The organism is Lichenicola sp., from assembly GCF_965198575.1.
GTDB lineage: Bacteria > Pseudomonadota > Alphaproteobacteria > Acetobacterales > Acetobacteraceae > Lichenicola.
In genome coordinates this window covers 1,810,283-1,826,998 of sequence record NZ_OZ240671.1, presented here as the reverse complement: position 1 = coordinate 1,826,998, position 16,716 = coordinate 1,810,283, and the positions used below count along the sequence as shown (strand labels likewise).

At 66.9% G+C, this 16,716-nt stretch carries 17 protein-coding genes and 1 riboswitch; of the genes, 9 read left to right on the top strand and 8 right to left on the bottom strand.

The features are described from left to right. Positions 1–19: 19 nt before the first annotated feature. Positions 20–115: riboswitch (TPP riboswitch) on the top strand. A 106-nt stretch (positions 116–221) separates the two neighbouring features. Together ACOEQ2_RS08375 and ACOEQ2_RS08370 are read left to right on the top strand one after the other, a co-directional pair. Beyond that, complete coding sequence (locus ACOEQ2_RS08375; protein WP_419730910.1) at positions 222–2,438, top strand: TonB-dependent receptor; 2,217 nt, start codon at positions 222–224, stop codon at positions 2,436–2,438. Positions 2,439–2,446: 8 nt separating this feature from the next. After that, on the top strand, positions 2,447–3,388 hold the full coding sequence (locus ACOEQ2_RS08370; protein WP_419730909.1) for an ABC transporter substrate-binding protein: 942 nt from the start codon (positions 2,447–2,449) through the stop codon (positions 3,386–3,388). A gap of 344 nt (positions 3,389–3,732) precedes the next feature. Here the strand turns inward: ACOEQ2_RS08370 and ACOEQ2_RS08365 are convergent, their stop codons facing one another. From ACOEQ2_RS08365 to ACOEQ2_RS08355, 3 genes are read right to left on the bottom strand one after another with little or no spacing between them, the layout of a single operon-like run. Beyond that, positions 3,733–4,107 carry a hypothetical protein gene (locus ACOEQ2_RS08365; RefSeq protein ID WP_419730908.1) on the bottom strand — a complete coding sequence of 125 codons (375 nt, stop codon included), beginning with the start codon at positions 4,105–4,107 and terminating at the stop codon, positions 3,733–3,735. Between the two features lie 13 nt (positions 4,108–4,120). Then, complete coding sequence (locus ACOEQ2_RS08360) at positions 4,121–5,164, bottom strand: LLM class flavin-dependent oxidoreductase (RefSeq protein ID WP_419730907.1); 1,044 nt, start codon at positions 5,162–5,164, stop codon at positions 4,121–4,123. A gap of 17 nt (positions 5,165–5,181) precedes the next feature. Then, a complete protein-coding gene (locus ACOEQ2_RS08355; protein WP_419730906.1) occupies positions 5,182–7,251 on the bottom strand; it encodes an OPT family oligopeptide transporter in 2,070 nt (689 codons plus the stop codon). Between the two features lie 158 nt (positions 7,252–7,409). Between ACOEQ2_RS08355 and ACOEQ2_RS08350 the strand changes: the two genes are divergently transcribed. The 3 genes from ACOEQ2_RS08350 to ACOEQ2_RS08340 all read left to right on the top strand — a co-directional run bounded on the left by ACOEQ2_RS08350 (position 7,410) and on the right by ACOEQ2_RS08340 (position 8,806). Next, positions 7,410–7,547: a hypothetical protein gene (locus tag ACOEQ2_RS08350; protein WP_419730905.1), complete on the top strand. Its 138-nt coding sequence runs from the start codon at positions 7,410–7,412 to the stop codon at positions 7,545–7,547. A gap of 298 nt (positions 7,548–7,845) precedes the next feature. Beyond that, the gene (locus tag ACOEQ2_RS08345; RefSeq protein WP_419731173.1) at positions 7,846–8,505 is read left to right on the top strand and encodes an ATP-binding cassette domain-containing protein; all 660 of its coding nucleotides are present in this window, start codon (positions 7,846–7,848) and stop codon (positions 8,503–8,505) included. Further along, positions 8,402–8,806 (top strand): CBS domain-containing protein, encoded by a 405-nt coding sequence (locus ACOEQ2_RS08340; protein ID WP_419730904.1) that lies wholly within the window; start codon positions 8,402–8,404, stop codon positions 8,804–8,806. The genes ACOEQ2_RS08345 and ACOEQ2_RS08340 overlap by 104 nt, the downstream gene beginning before the upstream one ends. A gap of 47 nt (positions 8,807–8,853) precedes the next feature. On the opposite strand, the gene ACOEQ2_RS08335 is transcribed toward ACOEQ2_RS08340, so the two are convergent. The 4 genes from ACOEQ2_RS08335 to ACOEQ2_RS08320 form a co-directional block, all read right to left on the bottom strand. Beyond that, on the bottom strand, positions 8,854–9,333 hold the full coding sequence (locus tag ACOEQ2_RS08335) for a hypothetical protein (protein ID WP_419730903.1): 480 nt from the start codon (positions 9,331–9,333) through the stop codon (positions 8,854–8,856). 2 nt (positions 9,334–9,335) lie between these two features. Beyond that, complete coding sequence (locus ACOEQ2_RS08330; RefSeq protein ID WP_419730902.1) at positions 9,336–10,193, bottom strand: hypothetical protein; 858 nt, start codon at positions 10,191–10,193, stop codon at positions 9,336–9,338. 453 nt (positions 10,194–10,646) lie between these two features. Then, positions 10,647–11,024, bottom strand: coding sequence for a glycine cleavage system protein GcvH (gcvH, locus tag ACOEQ2_RS08325; RefSeq protein ID WP_419730901.1), 378 nt, complete (start codon positions 11,022–11,024; stop codon positions 10,647–10,649). Between the two features lie 39 nt (positions 11,025–11,063). Then, positions 11,064–11,621 carry a hypothetical protein gene (locus ACOEQ2_RS08320; RefSeq protein WP_419730900.1) on the bottom strand — a complete coding sequence of 186 codons (558 nt, stop codon included), beginning with the start codon at positions 11,619–11,621 and terminating at the stop codon, positions 11,064–11,066. 132 nt (positions 11,622–11,753) lie between these two features. On the opposite strand from ACOEQ2_RS08320, the gene ispH reads away from it, so the two are divergent. The 4 genes from ispH to ACOEQ2_RS08300 are packed head-to-tail and all read left to right on the top strand — an operon-like array spanning position 11,754 to position 14,870. Further along, positions 11,754–12,800, top strand: a complete 1,047-nt coding sequence (gene ispH, locus ACOEQ2_RS08315) for a 4-hydroxy-3-methylbut-2-enyl diphosphate reductase (RefSeq protein WP_419730899.1) — start codon at positions 11,754–11,756, stop codon at positions 12,798–12,800. Positions 12,801–12,840: 40 nt separating this feature from the next. Beyond that, positions 12,841–13,812 carry a homoserine kinase gene (locus ACOEQ2_RS08310; protein WP_419730898.1) on the top strand — a complete coding sequence of 324 codons (972 nt, stop codon included), beginning with the start codon at positions 12,841–12,843 and terminating at the stop codon, positions 13,810–13,812. A 17-nt stretch (positions 13,813–13,829) separates the two neighbouring features. Further along, positions 13,830–14,303 (top strand): ribonuclease HI, encoded by a 474-nt coding sequence (gene rnhA, locus ACOEQ2_RS08305; RefSeq protein ID WP_419731172.1) that lies wholly within the window; start codon positions 13,830–13,832, stop codon positions 14,301–14,303. Between the two features lie 24 nt (positions 14,304–14,327). After that, positions 14,328–14,870, top strand: coding sequence for a cupin domain-containing protein (locus ACOEQ2_RS08300; RefSeq protein WP_419730897.1), 543 nt, complete (start codon positions 14,328–14,330; stop codon positions 14,868–14,870). A 307-nt stretch (positions 14,871–15,177) separates the two neighbouring features. On the opposite strand, the gene fumC is transcribed toward ACOEQ2_RS08300, so the two are convergent. Next, positions 15,178–16,632, bottom strand: a complete 1,455-nt coding sequence (fumC, locus tag ACOEQ2_RS08295) for a class II fumarate hydratase (protein WP_419730896.1) — start codon at positions 16,630–16,632, stop codon at positions 15,178–15,180. Between the last annotated feature and the right edge of the window lie 84 nt (positions 16,633–16,716).

Genomic DNA, 16,716 nt, shown 5'->3' with positions numbered 1-16,716 from the left:
GCGTGAGGGGAGAGTGACAACGGCATGACCGGGGTGCCCACCGACGTGGGCTGAGATCAAACCCGTCGAACCTGATCTGGGTCATTCCAGCGAAGGGAGGCATGATGCTGAAACGCCATACGCGCGTTCTTCTTGTTCAAGGTTTACTCGGGTGCGGGGTATGTGCGGGGGCCGCTCCCGCCGGCGCCCAGGAAAACATCACCGTCATCGGACATGCTTCGGTGGATACGGCGAACGGCCCGGTCGGCGGCCAGGCCGGCGGTGGGCTGATCCGTCCGGAGACGGCGGCGAAATCCACCAGCACGGCATCGTCGGATTTCATTCGCAGGCAGGCTCCCACCGAGAACGCGTTCCAGCTCGTATCCCTGCTGCCTGGCGCCAACGTGGCGACGTCCGATCCGCTGGGGATCTCGGCGGAAGACGATCTCAGCCTGCGTGGCCTGGATGGTGACGAGATCGGCTACACGCTCGAGGGCATGCCGCTCAACGACATCGCCTATTATACCGGCTACCCGGGGCAGTTTGCCGACACCGAGAATATCGACCATGTCAGCCTCTCGCAGGGCACCGGCGATCTGGCGACGCCGGTGATCAATGCCGCCGGCGGGTTGCTGTCGGTGACGTTGCGCGATCCGACGAAACAGGCGGGCGGGCTGCTGGAAGGCGCGTACGGGTCGTATCACACCAACCGTGAATTCATCCGGCTCGATACTGGAGATCTGGGAACCAGCGGGATACGCGGCTTCGTCTCGTACTCGAATACGTCGGCGGACAACTGGCGCGGACCGGGGCGCGACAAGCGCCAGCATATCGACTTCAAGTTCGTCCGCGACTGGAGCAACGGAGACCGGGTGGCGCTGATCGGCACCTGGAACGACGCCGTCACCAGCGCGTATCCGCAGCCGACGCAGGCCGACTGGAAACAGTATGGCCGCTCCGGACCGGACAATTACGACGGCACCTACACGCCTGGCGACACCAATTACTGGCGGCTGTACCAGCAGCCGTACCGGTTGTTTTACTTGCTCGCTCCGACGCATATTCGTGTGAGCCAGTCTCTGAGCTTCGATGCGACGCCATACGCGCAATACGGCTACGGCAACACGCCGGGTGGTGCGACGCTGCCGACCAGCGGGCTGTTCGAGGGCACGCAGCCGGTGCCGGGTATGCTGTCGCTGCCGGGCGTGCAGAACGGCCAGGTGACGGTGGCGAGCGACTACCAGCAGGCGAGCTACCGCGCCGGCGTGGTGCCGAAGCTGACCTGGACGCTCGGCAACAACACGATCGTCGCCGGAGTTTGGTACGATTATTCCGACGATCGCGAGCCGGCGCCATTCAATCCGGTCAGTGCGGACGGCACACCCGCCGACATCTGGGTGAACTCGTCGCGCGGCACCATCGTTCTTGCCGACGGCCGGCAGCTGCTGGCGCAGAACGAACACACCATCACCCAGGTCAATGCGCTGTTCCTTGGTGACACGATCTCGCTGCTCGATCATCGGCTGAGCGTGGATCTCGGCTTCAAGGAGGTGATGGTGACGCGGCAGGGCTGGAACGATATTCCAGGTGCCACGTACCGTACCGGCGCGAATGGTGCCGAGCCGTTGCCGCGGATCGGCATGCGTTACCAGATCGACCACCGCAACCAGGTGTTTGCCAGCGTCTCGACAAACTTCCGCACGCCGTCCGCCCCCACGCTGTTCGACAGCTTCGATCCGACATCGGGAACCCTGGAGAGCCGTGCCTCGACGAACCTGCGTGACGAGTATTCGATCAGCGAGGAGGTCGGATACCGGCGTGACGGTGACTGGCTGATCGGCAGCGTGACGGCGTTCAACTACAACTTCACCAACAGGCAGATCGCCACCGTGATCGACCTGAACGGCGTGCTGACGGGCTCGACGATCAATGCCGGAGGCCAGACATCGCGCGGGGTCGACGCAGAGGTCGGGCTGCGACCCTGGCATCATCTGAGCCCGTACATGTCAGGCGAATACCTGCACGCCACGATCGACAACGATCTCGCTGTCGATGGCGATCTATTGCCCACGGCGGGTCATGTCGCGGTGCGCAGTCCGGCATGGCAAGGGGCGGTCGGTCTCACCTACGACGACGGCATGCTGTTCGGCACCGCCAGCGTGAAATATGTCGGTCCGGAATATGCAAGCTTCATGGATGACGAGAAGATTGCCGATCACGCCCAGGGCGATATCACGCTCGGCGTCAGGCTGCCGACACTCGGGCCGGCAAAGCACCCGGAATTCCGGCTCAACCTGGTCAACGTGACGGACACCAACGTGTTGTCAGGGATCGCAGCGCCCACGACCAATGCACGCACCGTGATTGGCCGCTACGGCACCGTCATTCCGGGTTCGCCGGCCACGTACTATGTCGGGCCGGGTTTTGCTGCGCTGCTGACCGTCAGCTCGGCATTCTGATGGCCAGGATGTTCCACGTGAAACATTCCTGCCTCGCAATGCTCCTGATGCTGGTCTGGATGTCGCCGGTGCACGCTGCGGACCGATTGCGCATCATCCTGGACTGGTTCGTAAACGCCAACCACGAGGCGTTGTTCGTTGCCCAATATAGCGGAGCCTATGCGCGGCAGAACCTGGACGTGCAGTTCATCGTGCCGTCCGATCCGTCCTCGCCGCCGCGGCTGCTGGCAGCGCACCAGGCCGATCTGTGCATCAGCTACGAACCGGAACTGGCGATGCTCGACGCGGCGGGCCTGAAGCTGGTGCGGATCGGCACGATCGAGGACACGCCGCTCAACGCCCTGATCGTGCTGGGTGACGGGCCGATCAAGACCCTCGCGGATCTGAAGGGGCGTCGGATCGGCGTGTCGGTGGGTGCGACGGATGATGCGCTGCTGCACGCGATGCTGGCGACGGTCGGGCTGAAGCCGTCCGACGTGACCCTCACCGAGGTCAATTTCCAGCTCGAGCAGGCGTTGATGTCGCACCGTGTCGACGCGATCCTCGGCGGAATGCGCAATTACGAGCTGATCGACCTGCAGCAGCGCGGACTGAACCCGGTGGCGCTGTTTCCCGAGGAACATGGTGTGCCGCTCTATGACGAGCTCATCCTGCTGGCCCGCCAGAACGATGCGCACGACCCGCGGATACGGCGTTTCCTGGCGGCACTCCAGGACGGCACCAACACGCTGCTCAATCACCCGGACGAGATGTGGCAGGCCTTCATCAAGGATCATCCCGAGCTCGACACCAAGCTGAATCACGCCGCCTGGTTTGCCACCTTGCCGCGGCTTGCGAAGAATCCTGCCCTGCTTGATGACCAGCGTTATGCGGCGTTCGAGACGTTCATGGTCGCGCAGGGTGTGATTGCGACCGCGTTGCCGGTCAGCGCGTTGGCGGTGCAGCCGTGACGAGTGGGAGCAAGATCATGCGGGGCTGGTTGGTCGGGATGACATTGAGTGCACTGACATTGACCGCCTGTGCGGGGCCGCCACCCAGCGCGGATCAACGCCGAGCGGCGAACGACGATCTCAACCAGTCGGGCAGGCCGTATGACGGACCGAAGGGCGTTCCGGTCAGCAACCCGCCCGCGGATAACGGCGACCACCGGCTGACCTGCCATCCGGAAGGAGCGGGCTCGGTCTGCGATCGCGACCCCTGAACCCGGGCGCCGTTCGGTTTCTAGCAGTGGCGCCAGTTCGATCATGAATCGCCGGTCGAGGCGGTGGCGAGACTCGCTGGTTGTCGCGCCGGACTAAGCGGATGGCAGAAACTCCGCTACGACCTCGATCCGGCCGACGATTGCCGCATTGAACGCCGGAAGCTCAGCAGCCGGGATCCAGTATTCCTTGTGTTCTCGTCCACCGGCTTCCTGTGGGGCATACTGATCGAGAAACTCACGCCGAACCGCGAAACGCACGACATATCCTCCCCCACGTGGCCCGTTCCAATCACGAGCAATCTTGATCGCGTAGGCTTCACTGAGAACCGGGTAGAAGATCGGCTGACCAGGCAAGCGAGGCGGAAAGGCCTGCATGTCGGACTGCACGACAAGCTCGAGCTCGCTCGGTCCAATAGGCCGCCAAAGGATGATGGCCTCGTCGAGCAATGGGGCTACGCCGGTCGTCATGCAGATCCTGCTGTCAGGCAGCGGAGGCCTGCGCCGCGATCCGGCCGCCGACCTCGGGCTGCCCGCCACCAGCCAACACCGCGTGGGCGGCGGCAACGATGCCGTAGGAATGCTTGCGCGCCGCGTGGTCGTAGATCTGGCCGGCAATCATCAGCTCGTCGGCGCCAGTGTGGGCGATGAAGGACGCCAGTCCACGGCGCACGGTGTCCGGCGCACCGACGATCGACGTCGACAGGGCGTGGGCGACGTGGTGCTCCAGATGCGGGTTGACCGCTTCCGCCATCTCCCGGCTCGGTGGCTTCAGCTTGCCCGGCGTGCCTGACCGCAACGCGATCAGCTGCTGCTTGGCGGAGGTGGCGATAAAGGCAGCCTCATCGTCCGTGTCGGCTGCGAACACGCTCACGCCGAGCATCACGTGCGGCTTGGCCAGCGCGTCGGACGGCTCGAAACGGCTGCGATAGATCTGGATCGCGTCCATCATCGCATCCGGTGCGAAATGCGAGGCAAACGCGAACGGCAGCCCGAGCATTGCCGCCAGCTGGGCGCTGAACAGGCTGGAGCCGAGCAGCCAGATCGGCACATCGAGCCCACCACCCGGCACCGCCTGGATCGCCTGGCCTGGCTGAACGGCGCGGAAGTAGGACTGCAGCTCGACGACGTCGCGCGGGAACGTGTCGGCGCTCATCGGGTCGCGGCGCAGGGCACGCATCGTGCGCTGATCGGTCCCGGGCGCCCGCCCCAGTCCAAGATCGATGCGGCCTGGGAACAGCGCGGCCAGGGTGCCGAACTGCTCGGCAACGGTCAGGGGCGAGTGGTTCGGCAGCATGATGCCGCCGGAGCCGACCCGGATCCGACTGGTGCCGGCAGCGACGTGGCCGATCACCACCGCCGTCGCAGCACTGGCGATGCCGGGCATGTTGTGGTGCTCAGCCAGCCAGTAGCGGTTGAAGCCAAGGCTCTCGGCATGCCGCGCCAGGTCCAGCGTGTTGCGGAAGGCGAGGGACGCGTCGCCGCCCTCGATGATCGGAGAGAGGTCGAGGACCGAGAACGGGATCATGCACTTACCCTCTGCTGTCAGCGTCGCAATATCGTTCGCACGAAGCCTGCGCACACCACGACGAACGCCACGGCACCCAACCACTGTGCGGTTTCGGCAAACCCCGGACCGACGACGGCGAGAACGTCCTCGCGGCCGGTGCTGCCGATGGCCGCGGCGATGGCCACGCCCATAAGACTCTCGCCGACGATGAACCCCGATGCGAACATCACCCCACGCCGGCGCTGCCTGTCCAACATGGGGTCGAGCGAGGTGCTCGCCAACCCGGGTGCGGCGCCCGCCCGTGCCGACAGCACCCGGCCGACGATCCAGGACAGCACCGACCCGACCACCAGCGTGACCGAGACCGTCGGCGGCAGATACAGGCCGATCCCCACCACCAGCACCGGCAGTGACCGGCCATTCCGGCGCAGCAGCGTGTCGGTCAGGACCAGGATGACGCCGAGCGCCACGCCGATCAGGATCATCGACCAGTCGAGCTGGTGCAGGAAGATGCCGCGGGCCAGCGTCGAGAGCAGCGTCGCCTGCGGGGCCGCGAGCGCCCGGGCCGGGTCCATGCCCGCCCGCGGGAGTGCGCCGGTGAAGCCGTAGGCGTTGTAGAGCAGATTCAGCACCGGCGGGATCACCACGGCACCGACCGCACAGCCGACCAGCAGCGCCACCTGCTGCCGCCAGGGCGTGGCGCCGACCAGCTGGCCGGTTTTCAGATCCTGCAGGTTGTCGTTGGAGATGGTCGCCGCAGCCAGCACCGCCGAGGTCACGAACAGCACCGCGCCGATCGCCAGCATGCGTCCCTGCGCATCGAACGCCGCCGGTAGCAGCCCCGCCGCGTCCAGTCCCAGCAGCAGCAGCGACACCAGCAGCACCGCGACGATGGCGATGCCGGAGATCGGGCTCGACGAGGACCCGACGATGCCCGCCATGTAGCCGCACGCCGCCGCCACCAGGAAGCCGAACAGCGTGCAGAACACCACGCACACGACGGCGATCGCGGCGATGCTGCCGCCCGAGGCGCCGAGCGGGCCGCCGCGCTGCCACAGGAACACCCCGATCGCTGCCAGCAGGCACAGCAGCAGCACGCCGCCGAGCAGCACGATCACTCTCGGCGACAGGTCGCGGTCGGCTTCAGGATTGACGGCTCCCGCTTCGGACACGGTTGCCGAAGCTGGTGCCGCGCTGGCCCGGAAGGCGGCGCGCAGACCCGCCGTGACCGGCCCGATCAGTGTCAGCAGCGTCCATACGGCGGCAATCGCGATCGTCCCGGCGCCGATCAGCCGGACCTTGTGCGACCAGATCCCGGTGGCGAAGTCGGCCATCGAGACGCCGGCCTGGTGCGGGGTCATGGCGGTCAGCGCCGGCACGAACACGCACCAGCTCAACACTGCGCCGAGCAGCATCGCCAGGCCGCCGCCGATGCCGATCAGGTAGCCGGCGCCGACCAGGGCCAGCGAGAACCCGGTGGAGAGCCGGAACACCGCCGCCCCGGTGGCAAACGTCACGCTGGCACTGTCGCCGAACAGCCGCAGGCCGCCGCTCAGCAGGCTGAACCCGGCCGCCACCAGGCCGCCATTGATCAGCGCCCGCAGACCGCTCTCGGCGCCGAGCCCGCTTTCGCCCCCGCTTTCGTGATCGACGTTGCCACTGCCGGCGCCGACCCGCAGCACCTCGGCGGCGGCGGTGCCTTCCGGGTAGGGCAGGGTGCTGCCGGTGACCAGCGCGCGCCGCAACGGGATCGTGAACAGCACGCCCAGCATGCCGCCGGCACCGCAAATTGCCGCCACCGGCCAGAACGGGAAGCCCTGCCAGTAGCCGATCATCAGCAGCCCGGGCAGCACGAAGATGATCGAGGACAAGGTGCCGGCGGCAGAGGCCTGGGTCTGCACCATGTTGTTCTCGAGGATGCCGCCGCGCCCTGGCCGGCCGCGATCCAGGATCCGCAGCACCGCCATCGAGATCACCGCGGCGGGGATCGAGGAGGCGAAGGTGAGGCCGATTTTCAGGCCGAGATAGATGTTCGAGGCGGTGAAGATGACGGTGATCAGGGCGCCGAGCAGGAGCCCGCGCACAGTCAATTCACGGATCGGCATGCGTGGTCCCCGTCGCAGTCGTCTGGAACACCGGGATTGTTGCAAAATCCAGCCACTGGCAAGGCCTGGGCGCCAGGCGTTGGTGTCGGACAGGTGAAGCCGGGGCAGCGGGTGGCTGTTACGTTGGCTTGCCGGTCCGAAGAGTGTGCCGCCGATACGTGCTGCGCTTGCTGCTGGGCCTCGCCGCAGGTGGGCTCGCGGCGGCGGCGGTTCCTGCGATCCGCACCATTGCCGACCAGGCCAGGCATAAGGTCGTGGTGCCGGTGGTGGGCGGGCGGATCGCCGACCTCCGGTAAGTCCATAACTCCGGTAAGCGCATAACGAGGTGCTGATCATGCCCGGCGCCCTGTCCTCGATCGCCCTTACCGTGGACCGACCCTCGATCACGCCCTGGATGTTCCGGGTGGCGGCCGAACTGAAACGGGCGATCCGGCTGGCGAGCTCGACGCTCACCGCAGGGACCCTGCTGTCCGGCAGGCCCACGTGGGGGTGTTCCCCTATCCCGTGCATGAGGTCGTCGTCCCCGGGCGGCTGCCGGCCGCCACCATCGGACGCGGCCTCACCGGGCGGGGCCGCGAGATCGCCGCGGTCGCCATGCGTCGGGTCGGCGTCTCGCATCTCGTCGACCCGGCCTACACCCTGCTGTCCGGCGGCGAGCGGCAGAGCGTGCTGATCGCGCGGGCACTGGCGCAGAGGGCCGGCATCCTGATCCTGGACGAGCCGGCAACCGGCCTCGATTTAGGCCAGCAGCTGCGCCTGTCAGACATCCGGCGCGGGCTGGAGGCTGGCTGCCTGGTGATCCTGTCGATCGCGCGCGACCCGTTTCGTGCCCGCAATACAGTCGACAGGCCGGTGCTGCTGCATCGCGGCCGCGTCCTGGCAGACGGTCCGGCGAGCGAACCTATAGCGAGCCGTCGGTGCGGACTCTCTCTCGGCTGGAAGCGGATCGGAGCCTGCCGGCTGCCTGGAGATCGGGTGCCCTCCGGCTCACGACGATTCGCCTGGACCAGTCTCAGGCGTCGGATCAATGTAACGCGGAACGGGACGCAGAGCCCGCCCACGGGAGATCAGCAAACGACAGGGAGGTCAGGCCATGACGATCGCGGCAATCCTGAACACCAAGGGACGAGACATCGTCCGGATCGCGCCGATGGCTCCGGTCAGCGAGGTCGTCGGACTGCTGGCCGAGCACCGGATCGGTGCGGTGCTGGTGATCGATGCGGCCGCCCCGCGCCACAACACGATGTGGCATGACATTGCCGGCATCCTCAGCGAACGCGATATCGTGCGCGCACTCGGCAAGGCGCAATCGGGCGGCGACGTGCTGGACATGACCGCGAGCCAGCTCATGACCGAAGCGCGCTACACCGTGTCGCCGAACGCCACGCTGGCCGAGGCGGCCACGCTGATGACGGAGCGCCGGGTGCGGCACCTGCCGGTCATCGAGCACGACATTCTCGTCGGCATGGTCAGCATCGGTGACGTGGTGAAGGCCCGCCTGGAACAGCAGACCACGGAGGTGGAAAGCCTGAAGGCTTATGTCGTGGGCGGATAATTCCCTGATCGAAAGGAGCGGTTCCAAGGGCGGCGGGAGCCGAGTGTTTACTGTACTTGCCCGATCGCTGTCGGGCACCGCACCGTCTGCACATCCGGCCGAAGCCAACGACGCAGTCCGTGGCGTTCGCCGATATACGGGCAGGTCACGTAGCCCCGTCCCGTCACGGCTGCCTGCACGGCCACTTCCGTGACGGGAATTGCCACGACGGTGCCGAACACCGCTGCCACCGCAATGGTCAACCACACCACGCCTCTGTTGGGTCGCTCGCGCGTGCGACGGTCCCGGCCCTGTCCGCGTGCAGGCATGGGGTATAGAGTCATCGCTCCGAGCGCGAAAAACAGAACGGCCAACGGGAGTGCCACCGCCTCATGCGGTGACAGTACCACCATCGGCGCACGCGTCCTGATCGCTCGAACGACAGGAAGAAGCTGATGCAGAAACAACCATGTGAGACCGCAACCGACAGCGATGAAAGCACCGAACACCGGTAGCGCTTTCAAGCGCGCCTGGTTCGCGTCCGACACGGTTACCAAAGCCGGACCAACTCCGCACGAACCCAGTCCCGATCTCGTGCCAGGCCTGCGGCAAGAGCCTGGACGTCACGCGACATGTCATGAACCGTCTGGCTGTTCGCAAGCTGGCGGAATTTCTGATCAGCAGACGCTCCGAGCTTCTGGCTGATCTGCGCGAGTTTGCCGAGGCCCTCATCATAAAGAGCGCTCAGTTTATCGGTGAGACCGAATTGCTGGTCCAATTCGAAGAATGCGAAGCCTGCGAGGATGCCGACTCCGAATGCAATCAGGAATGGTCCGCAGGCAAAACTTCCGATGAGTGCGAATGCGCCGATCGAACTTCCGGCAACGAACGATCCCGCCGCGGCGCCGATTGCGGATGCAAGCACCACGGCAGGCAGGTCGATGCTCAGGCTTCCCAGGAGTTGTCCCAACGTCGCGTTGTCGCGAAGCAGGTAGTCCGCCACATCGACCGCTACCACGAGATAGATGCCGAACCGCGCGGATTCCTTGGCCGCTGCCCGCAATCCGGGCTTGCCGATCTGAAGCTCCACGATCTTCGGATTGTCGACCTTGTAGCGTGTACCGGTCACCAGCTTTCGTCCGCTTGGCCAACCCTTGAAGATAACGAGCTCGCCGGTCTTGCCCTGGCGGAACTCGACCCGCGCGCCCTTCCATGACGCGAAATCCTTGCTCAACTTGTAGAGCAATTTAACGCTTCCGAGGCCGTCCTTGAACGGGCCTGTCCAAAGCTTGCCCTGGTTTTCGGAATCCTGCAGGAGCTTGTCTGCCTCCACCACTGTCAGTTGGCGTCGTGCTACGCTTTCCTCGAGCCATAGTCGGAGCAGGTTCTTCTCGTCCACGATCATCACGCGATAACTCGGCTGTGACGCCGACGCGCTTGGTGACGTTGCGACCAAATCAACCTCCGTCGACTTCAGCATCCTGCAATGTTTCAGCTGAGCACACGCATCACGTGTATTCCAGCCTTTTCTCCAGGACTACGCCGCGGTCCCGGCCGCCATGGCCGTAACGGTGCCCGAAGCGTCGGTTCACGCGCGGAAGGGGGGGATGGCGCACCATCGTGACGGCACCGTGACGGTGCATACGTGGCCATGGCCGGAGTAATGCTGCACCGACACCTACGACGCAGCGCTCGGATCGACTGCGCCAACGATAGGAGGCCGACAGCGGCCCCGGTGCCGCGGGCCAGCTACCGCCCGCCAGGCCAGGCGAGTGCAGCAAGCGGCCGAGTCCGCCCGGGGCTGGGCGGGCGATGTGAGGAACCGGTGTCGCCCGCTCACCCGTCCGCCACGGCCGTGGCGTCAGAGGGACTCGACGAAGCTCTGATAGGCTTCCTCGTCCATCATCGCGTGCACAGCCTCCGGATTGGTCGGCTCGAGCCGGAAGAACCAGGCCTCGTCCTCGGGGTCGCGATTGACCAGCGACGGGTCCTCGGCGAGCAACTCGTTCATGTCCAGCACCGTGCCGGCCACCGGCGCGTAGATGTCGGACGCCGCCTTCACGCTCTCGACCACGGCACAGCTCTCGCCCTCCGCCAGCACGCGGCCGGATTCCGGCAGCTCGACGAACACGATGTCACCGAGCGCCTCCTGGGCATGGTCGGTGATGCCGACGGTGAGGGTGCCGTCCTCCTCCAGACGGACCCATTCATGTTCCTTGGTGTAGCGCATCTCAGCCATAGGGGCCTCCTGTCGGGTGGTCGCGGCGCAGGTTACGGATCAACGCGGCGGATGGTTCCGGTTGTAGTCGAGCTGCTGCGGGGTGAGCTGGAACCCGACATCGATCTTGTAGGACGTGCCGGGATGCGCCCGCGTCACCGGCAGGTCGAACGTGATCTGATCGGTCCGGACCAGCACCCTGTCGCCGTTGTCGGGGAATTGCGCCAGGGCGGTCAGGTTCTGCTTGCTGATGATCGCGCCGTCCTGGGTGACGGCGATGAAGTACGGCACCGTGATGCTGCTGCCGGGGGCGACCGGGCCGCGCGTGATGGCCAGCTGCATCCCGATCGCGGTATGCAGCATCGTGCCGTTCGCCGCACTGCTGCAATGGCCCGCTACGCCGACGATGCTGCCCTGGCTGACGAGGCGGCTGAGGTCGGGCTGGGCTTCGGAGCCGCCATAGTCGCTGTAGTCGGCTGCCTGCCCGAGGATGCCGACCGGCGCGCAGGCCGGGGCGAAGGCGTTCTCGTCCTGCGGTCCGCAGCCTGCCAGCAGGGCCAGCGGTGCGGCACAGGCGGTGACAAGTGCGAGGGTCCGTATCTGCAGCGGCACGTTCATTCTCGACTTTCGACCGGCCTCCCCTGTAAGCCGGGGCGGCGTTGATGGCGACGCGCCTGGCCGGGGTGGCCAAGGCTGGCGTCGGATGGGGTGTCGCGCCATATAGAGCGCGACGCAGGTTTGGGGAACAAGATGCCGGACCAGATGCTCGATCAGGTGATCTCGAGCCTAAAGGGAGCCCTCACCGGGGCCCCGGACCAGACGGTCGACACGCAGGCGGGCGGCAGCCCGCTGCCGCGGCTGAAGGTGCTGCTGGCCGGCCCGCGCGGGTTCTGCGCCGGCGTCGACCGGGCCATCCGGGTGGTCGAGGAGGCGCTGCGTCGCTACGGCGCGCCGGTCTATGTGCGCCACGAGATCGTGCATAACCGCACCGTCGTGGAGGAGCTGGAGGCCAAGGGCGCCATCTTCGTCGAGGAGCTCGACGAGGTGCCGGTCGACGGCCAGGTGGTGTTCTCCGCCCACGGCGTGCCCAAGACCGTCCCGGCCGAGGCCGAGCGCCGCAACCTGCTCTATCTCGACGCGACCTGCCCGCTGGTCAGCAAGGTCCACCGTGAGGCCGAACGCCACTACGCCGATGGTGGCCCCGAGAGCCGGCACATCCTGATGATCGGCCACAACGGGCACCCCGAGGTGGTCGGCACCATGGGCCAGCTGCCGCCCGGCGCGGTCACCCTGGTGAACGACGCTGGCGAGGCGCGGCGTGTGCAGCCCGCCGACCCGACGCGGCTGGCATTCATCACCCAGACCACGCTTTCGGTGGATGACACCGCAGAGATCGTCGAGATCCTTCGCTCGCGCTTCCCGCTGATCGAGGGACCGAAGCGCGAGGACATCTGCTACGCCACCACCAACCGCCAGGAAGCGGTGAAGGCGATCGCGCCCGGCTGCGACCTGGTGATCGTCATCGGCAGCCCGAACTCGTCGAACTCGCAGCGTCTGCGCGAGGTGGCCGAGCGGTCCGGAGCGCCGCGGGCGTTGCTGGTGCCACGACTGCGCGACCTCGACTGGTCGGTGCTGGACGGGGTGAACACGCTCGGCATCACCGCCGGCGCGTCCGCTCCGGAGGCGCTGGTGCAGGAGATGGTGACCGCACTCGGCCTGCACTACCAGCTCGAGATCGAGGAGCGGACGGTGAAACTCGAGGACGTGATCTTCAAGCTGCCGGCACCGCTCGGCTGACGGCCGGGGCGTCGCTGCCGGGTCGCCCGGGTTCGGACTGATGGCCGTTTATACCGACGTGTCCGACGAGGCCCTGGCAGCGTTTCTGGAAGCCTACCCGCTCGGCGAGCTGGTAGCGTTCCGGGGCATCGCCGAGGGGGTCGAGAACAGCAACTTCTCGCTGCGCACCGGCACCGGCGACTACATCCTGACGCTCTACGAAAAGCGGGTCGATCCGCAGGAGCTGCCGTGGTTCCTGGGGCTGATGCGCCACCTGGCCAGCCGCGGCGTGACGTGTCCGCAGCCGATCGCCGGGCGTGACGGCGAGGCCTTGCGCACGCTGGCGGGGCGGCCGGCCGCGATCACCTCGTTCCTCCCCGGCGTCTGGCCCAGGCGGGTCCGTCCGGAGCATTGCCGCCTGCTCGGCCACGCATTGGCGACGTTGCACCTGGCTGGCGCCGACTATCCGGTCGAGCGCCCGAACGCGCTGGGTCCGCATGCGTGGATGCCGCTGCTGGAGAGCTGCCGCGCCACCGGTGACCGCGTGCAGCCCGGCCTGGTCGACGAACTGGACCGTGCGCTGGCATCGATCCTGCCGGCCTGGCCGACGCAACTGCCGCGCGGCCAGATCCACGCCGACCTGTTCCCGGACAACGTGTTCTTCCTGGAGAGCGCCGGTCGGCGGCATCTGTCCGGCCTGATCGACTTCTATTTCGCCTGCACCGACCTGCTCGCGTACGATATCGGCGTGTGCCTGAACGCCTGGTGCTTCGAGCCGGGCATGGAGTTCAACCTGACCAAGGCGAAGCATCTGCTGGCCGGCTATGAGAGCGTGCGCCGGCTCGATCCGGCCGAACGCGCGGCGGTGCCGGTGCTGGCACAGGGGGCGGCGATCCGTTTCCTGCTGACCCGCCTCTACGACTGGGTGAACACGCCCGCCGGCGCCATGGTCACCCGCAAGGACCCGCTCGAATACCTGCGTCGGCTGCGCTTCCACCTGACCGCGCCCGGCCCCGAGGCGCTCGGACTGTGAGCGAGCTTGCGGGCGGCATGCCACCTGGACCGGAGCCGGTACCGGACGGCGAGCCGGAGGTCGAGGTCTGGACCGATGGCGGCTGCCGGCCCAATCCGGGCCCGGGCGGCTGGGCGGCGCTGCTGCGCTTCCGCGGCCATGAGCGCGAGCTGTCAGGCGGCGAGAAGGCCACCACCAACAACCGCATGGAATTGACCGCGGCGGCCGAGGCGCTCGAGGCGCTGACCCGTCCGTGCCGGATCGCCGTGCACACCGACAGCGAGTATGTGCGCAACGGCGTCACCCGCTGGAGCACCGGCTGGGTGCGGCGCAACTGGCGCAACGCGGCCGGCGATCCGGTCGCCAACATGGATCTGTGGCGCCGCGTGCTGGACGCCGCCAAGCGTCACGAGGTCAGCTGGCACTGGGTCCGCGGCCACGCCGGCGACATCAACAACGAACGCGTCGACAAGCTCGCCACCGCTGCCCGGATCGCCATCGAGGCGGAGTGATGTCGCGCATACGATGAGGACGACATGACCGAGAAGGCGCCTATGATCGTCAACATGCACACGGCGCCGGAAATTGCCGCCGACGTGCCCGCCGCCTGGACGCATTTTCGGCGCGCGTTGACGCCTGCGATGAAGGATGCCGGGCCGGGGCGTTTCGGAATGGGCCGGCTCGGCATGAACGCCACGCGCGTGCCCCCGGGCCACAGTGCGTGCCCGGCGCACACGCATCTCATGGCGGACGAGATCTTCGTCGTGCTCGAGGGGCAGGGCCTGTTCCGCTATGGCGATCGTGTGCACGAGATCCGCGCCGGAGACTGCATCTCCTGTCCGGCCGACACCGGGATCGCCCATCAGATCGCCAACCCAGCGACCCCGGAGAATACGGGCGACCTGGTCTATCTCGCGATCGGCGCCGAGCCGCCCGCGGACGTCTGCACCTATCCCGACAGCGGCGCGATCGTTGTCGACGCCCTCGGTCGCCACGGATTCCTGCGCGAGGCCGATTATTACGAGGGGCAGCCAGAACCCACGCCGCTCCTGACGCCCGGCCGCGACGCACCGGATTAATGAACGGGTTGTTCTGCGGGACGGCGGAAGACGTCGATAAACCACGTACGCCGGTCGAGATTGTCCGGGTTGGCGCTGATGATCATCGTGTAGGACAGTAGCGCTCGGACATCGCCGCGACCGAATACAGCGGAACCATTCTTCCGCCCGAGTGCGACGCCTCGCAGCAACCGATCCGCACAGCAACGCGGCTCCACCCTCGAGCCAGCAAGAGGGCGTTGATCAGCTTGTAGGCCGAACAGGCAGCCAACCGCGTCGCTCTCCAGACCTTTGCGCCATCCGCTCCGCCGTCGGGCGGCTCCGTCCGTCAGGCGCCGCCCACGCCGTCGCCGACCATGCTCCTGGCGTCCACAACCCGATCGAACGTCGCCGCATCGACGAACCCGGACTTCAACGCCGCCTCCCGCAACGTGCTGCCATCCGCGTTGGCGGACTCCGCGATGTGTGCCGCCTTCTGGTAGCCGATCAACGGCGACAATGCGGTCACCAGCATCAGGCTGTTCCCGACCAGGCTCGCGATCCGCGTCTCGTTGAGTTCGGTGCCCTCGACCGAATGCAGGCGGAATTTCTCGCACCCGTCACCAAGGATGCGCGCCGAGTGCAGGAACGCGTTGACGATGATCGGGCGCATCGTGTTCAGCTCGAAATTGCCCTGGCTGCCGGCAAACCCCACCGCGGAATTATCCCCCAGCACCTGGATCGCGATCATCACGATCGCCTCGCACTGCGTCGGATTGACCTTGCCCGGCATGATCGACGAGCCAGGCTCGTTGTCCGGCAGCTTCAATTCGCCCAACCCGCAGCGCGGACCGGATGCCAGCCAGCGCATGTCGTTGGCGATCTTCATCAGCGCCACCGCGAGGCCGGCCAGTGCCGCATGCGCCCGCACCATGGCGTCGAGCGAGCCCTGCGCCATGAACTTGTTCGGCGCCGTCACGAACGGCTTGCCTGTCAGCCGGGCGATCTCGGCGGCAACGTTGACCGAGAACCCCTTGGGCGCGTTCAGCCCGGTGCCCACCGCGGTGCCGCCCACCGCCAGCTCATACAAGCCGCGTCGGCTCTCCGCGATCGCCTCCATGCAGGCGCGGATCTGCGCCGCATAGCCCGACCATTCCTGGCCGACGGTGAGCGGCGTCGCATCCTCCAGGTGGGTGCGGCCGATCTTGACCACATCCATCCAGGCCGCCGCCTTGGCCTCGATCGCCCCGGCCAGCGCGTCGAGCTTCGGCAACAGGCGGCCGTCGATCTCCTCCACCGCGGCCACATGCATGGCGGTCGGGAAGGTGTCGTTGGAGGACTGGCCCATGTTGACGTCGTCGTTCGGGCCGACCGGCTGCTGGCTGCCGAGCGTGCCGCCGAGGAGCTGGATCGCGCGGTTCGACAGCACCTCGTTGACGTTCATGTTCGACTGCGTGCCGGAGCCGGTCTGCCAGACATAGAGCGGGAAGTGGTCGTCGAGCCGGCCGGTGATGGCCTCGTCGGCGGCCTGGATGATGGCGTCGGCCTTCCATCCCGGCAGCCGGCCTTCGGCCCGATGCACCAGCGCGCAGGCTTTCTTGACGACGCCGTACGCGTGATAGAGCGGTTTCGGCATGCGGTCGTCGCCGATCGAGAAGTGGATCAGCGAGCGGGCCGTCTGGGCCCCGTAGTACCGGTCCGCCGGGACCTCGATGCGGCCCATGGAGTCGAATTCGGTGCGGGTGCCGTTGGCATCGAGCCCGATCGGGATGGCCTGGATGGTCGGGTGGTCGTCGGCTGCCATGATCGGACCTTTCTGATGTCAGCGGGATGATGGCGGGTGCCTGCAGGTCGTGATGCCGATGGCAGCGGGCGCGCGAAAACGCTG

Excerpts from the sequence above, each read along its gene's own strand:
- ACOEQ2_RS08370 (WP_419730909.1), top strand. The coding sequence starts at position 2,447 with ATGTTCCACGTGAAACATTCCTGCCTCGCAATGCTCCTGATGCTGGTC.
- ACOEQ2_RS08365 (WP_419730908.1), bottom strand. The coding sequence starts at position 4,107 with ATGACGACCGGCGTAGCCCCATTGCTCGACGAGGCCATCATCCTTTGG.
- ACOEQ2_RS08360 (WP_419730907.1), bottom strand. The coding sequence starts at position 5,164 with ATGATCCCGTTCTCGGTCCTCGACCTCTCTCCGATCATCGAGGGCGGC.
- ACOEQ2_RS08355 (WP_419730906.1), bottom strand. The coding sequence starts at position 7,251 with ATGCCGATCCGTGAATTGACTGTGCGCGGGCTCCTGCTCGGCGCCCTG.
- ACOEQ2_RS08345 (WP_419731173.1), top strand. The coding sequence starts at position 7,846 with ATGCGTCGGGTCGGCGTCTCGCATCTCGTCGACCCGGCCTACACCCTG.
- ACOEQ2_RS08340 (WP_419730904.1), top strand. The coding sequence starts at position 8,402 with ATGGCTCCGGTCAGCGAGGTCGTCGGACTGCTGGCCGAGCACCGGATC.
- gcvH (WP_419730901.1), bottom strand. The coding sequence starts at position 11,024 with ATGGCTGAGATGCGCTACACCAAGGAACATGAATGGGTCCGTCTGGAG.
- ACOEQ2_RS08320 (WP_419730900.1), bottom strand. The coding sequence starts at position 11,621 with ATGAACGTGCCGCTGCAGATACGGACCCTCGCACTTGTCACCGCCTGT.
- ispH (WP_419730899.1), top strand. The coding sequence starts at position 11,754 with ATGCCGGACCAGATGCTCGATCAGGTGATCTCGAGCCTAAAGGGAGCC.
- ACOEQ2_RS08310 (WP_419730898.1), top strand. The coding sequence starts at position 12,841 with ATGGCCGTTTATACCGACGTGTCCGACGAGGCCCTGGCAGCGTTTCTG.
- rnhA (WP_419731172.1), top strand. The coding sequence starts at position 13,830 with ATGCCACCTGGACCGGAGCCGGTACCGGACGGCGAGCCGGAGGTCGAG.
- ACOEQ2_RS08300 (WP_419730897.1), top strand. The coding sequence starts at position 14,328 with ATGACCGAGAAGGCGCCTATGATCGTCAACATGCACACGGCGCCGGAA.
- fumC (WP_419730896.1), bottom strand. The coding sequence starts at position 16,632 with ATGGCAGCCGACGACCACCCGACCATCCAGGCCATCCCGATCGGGCTC.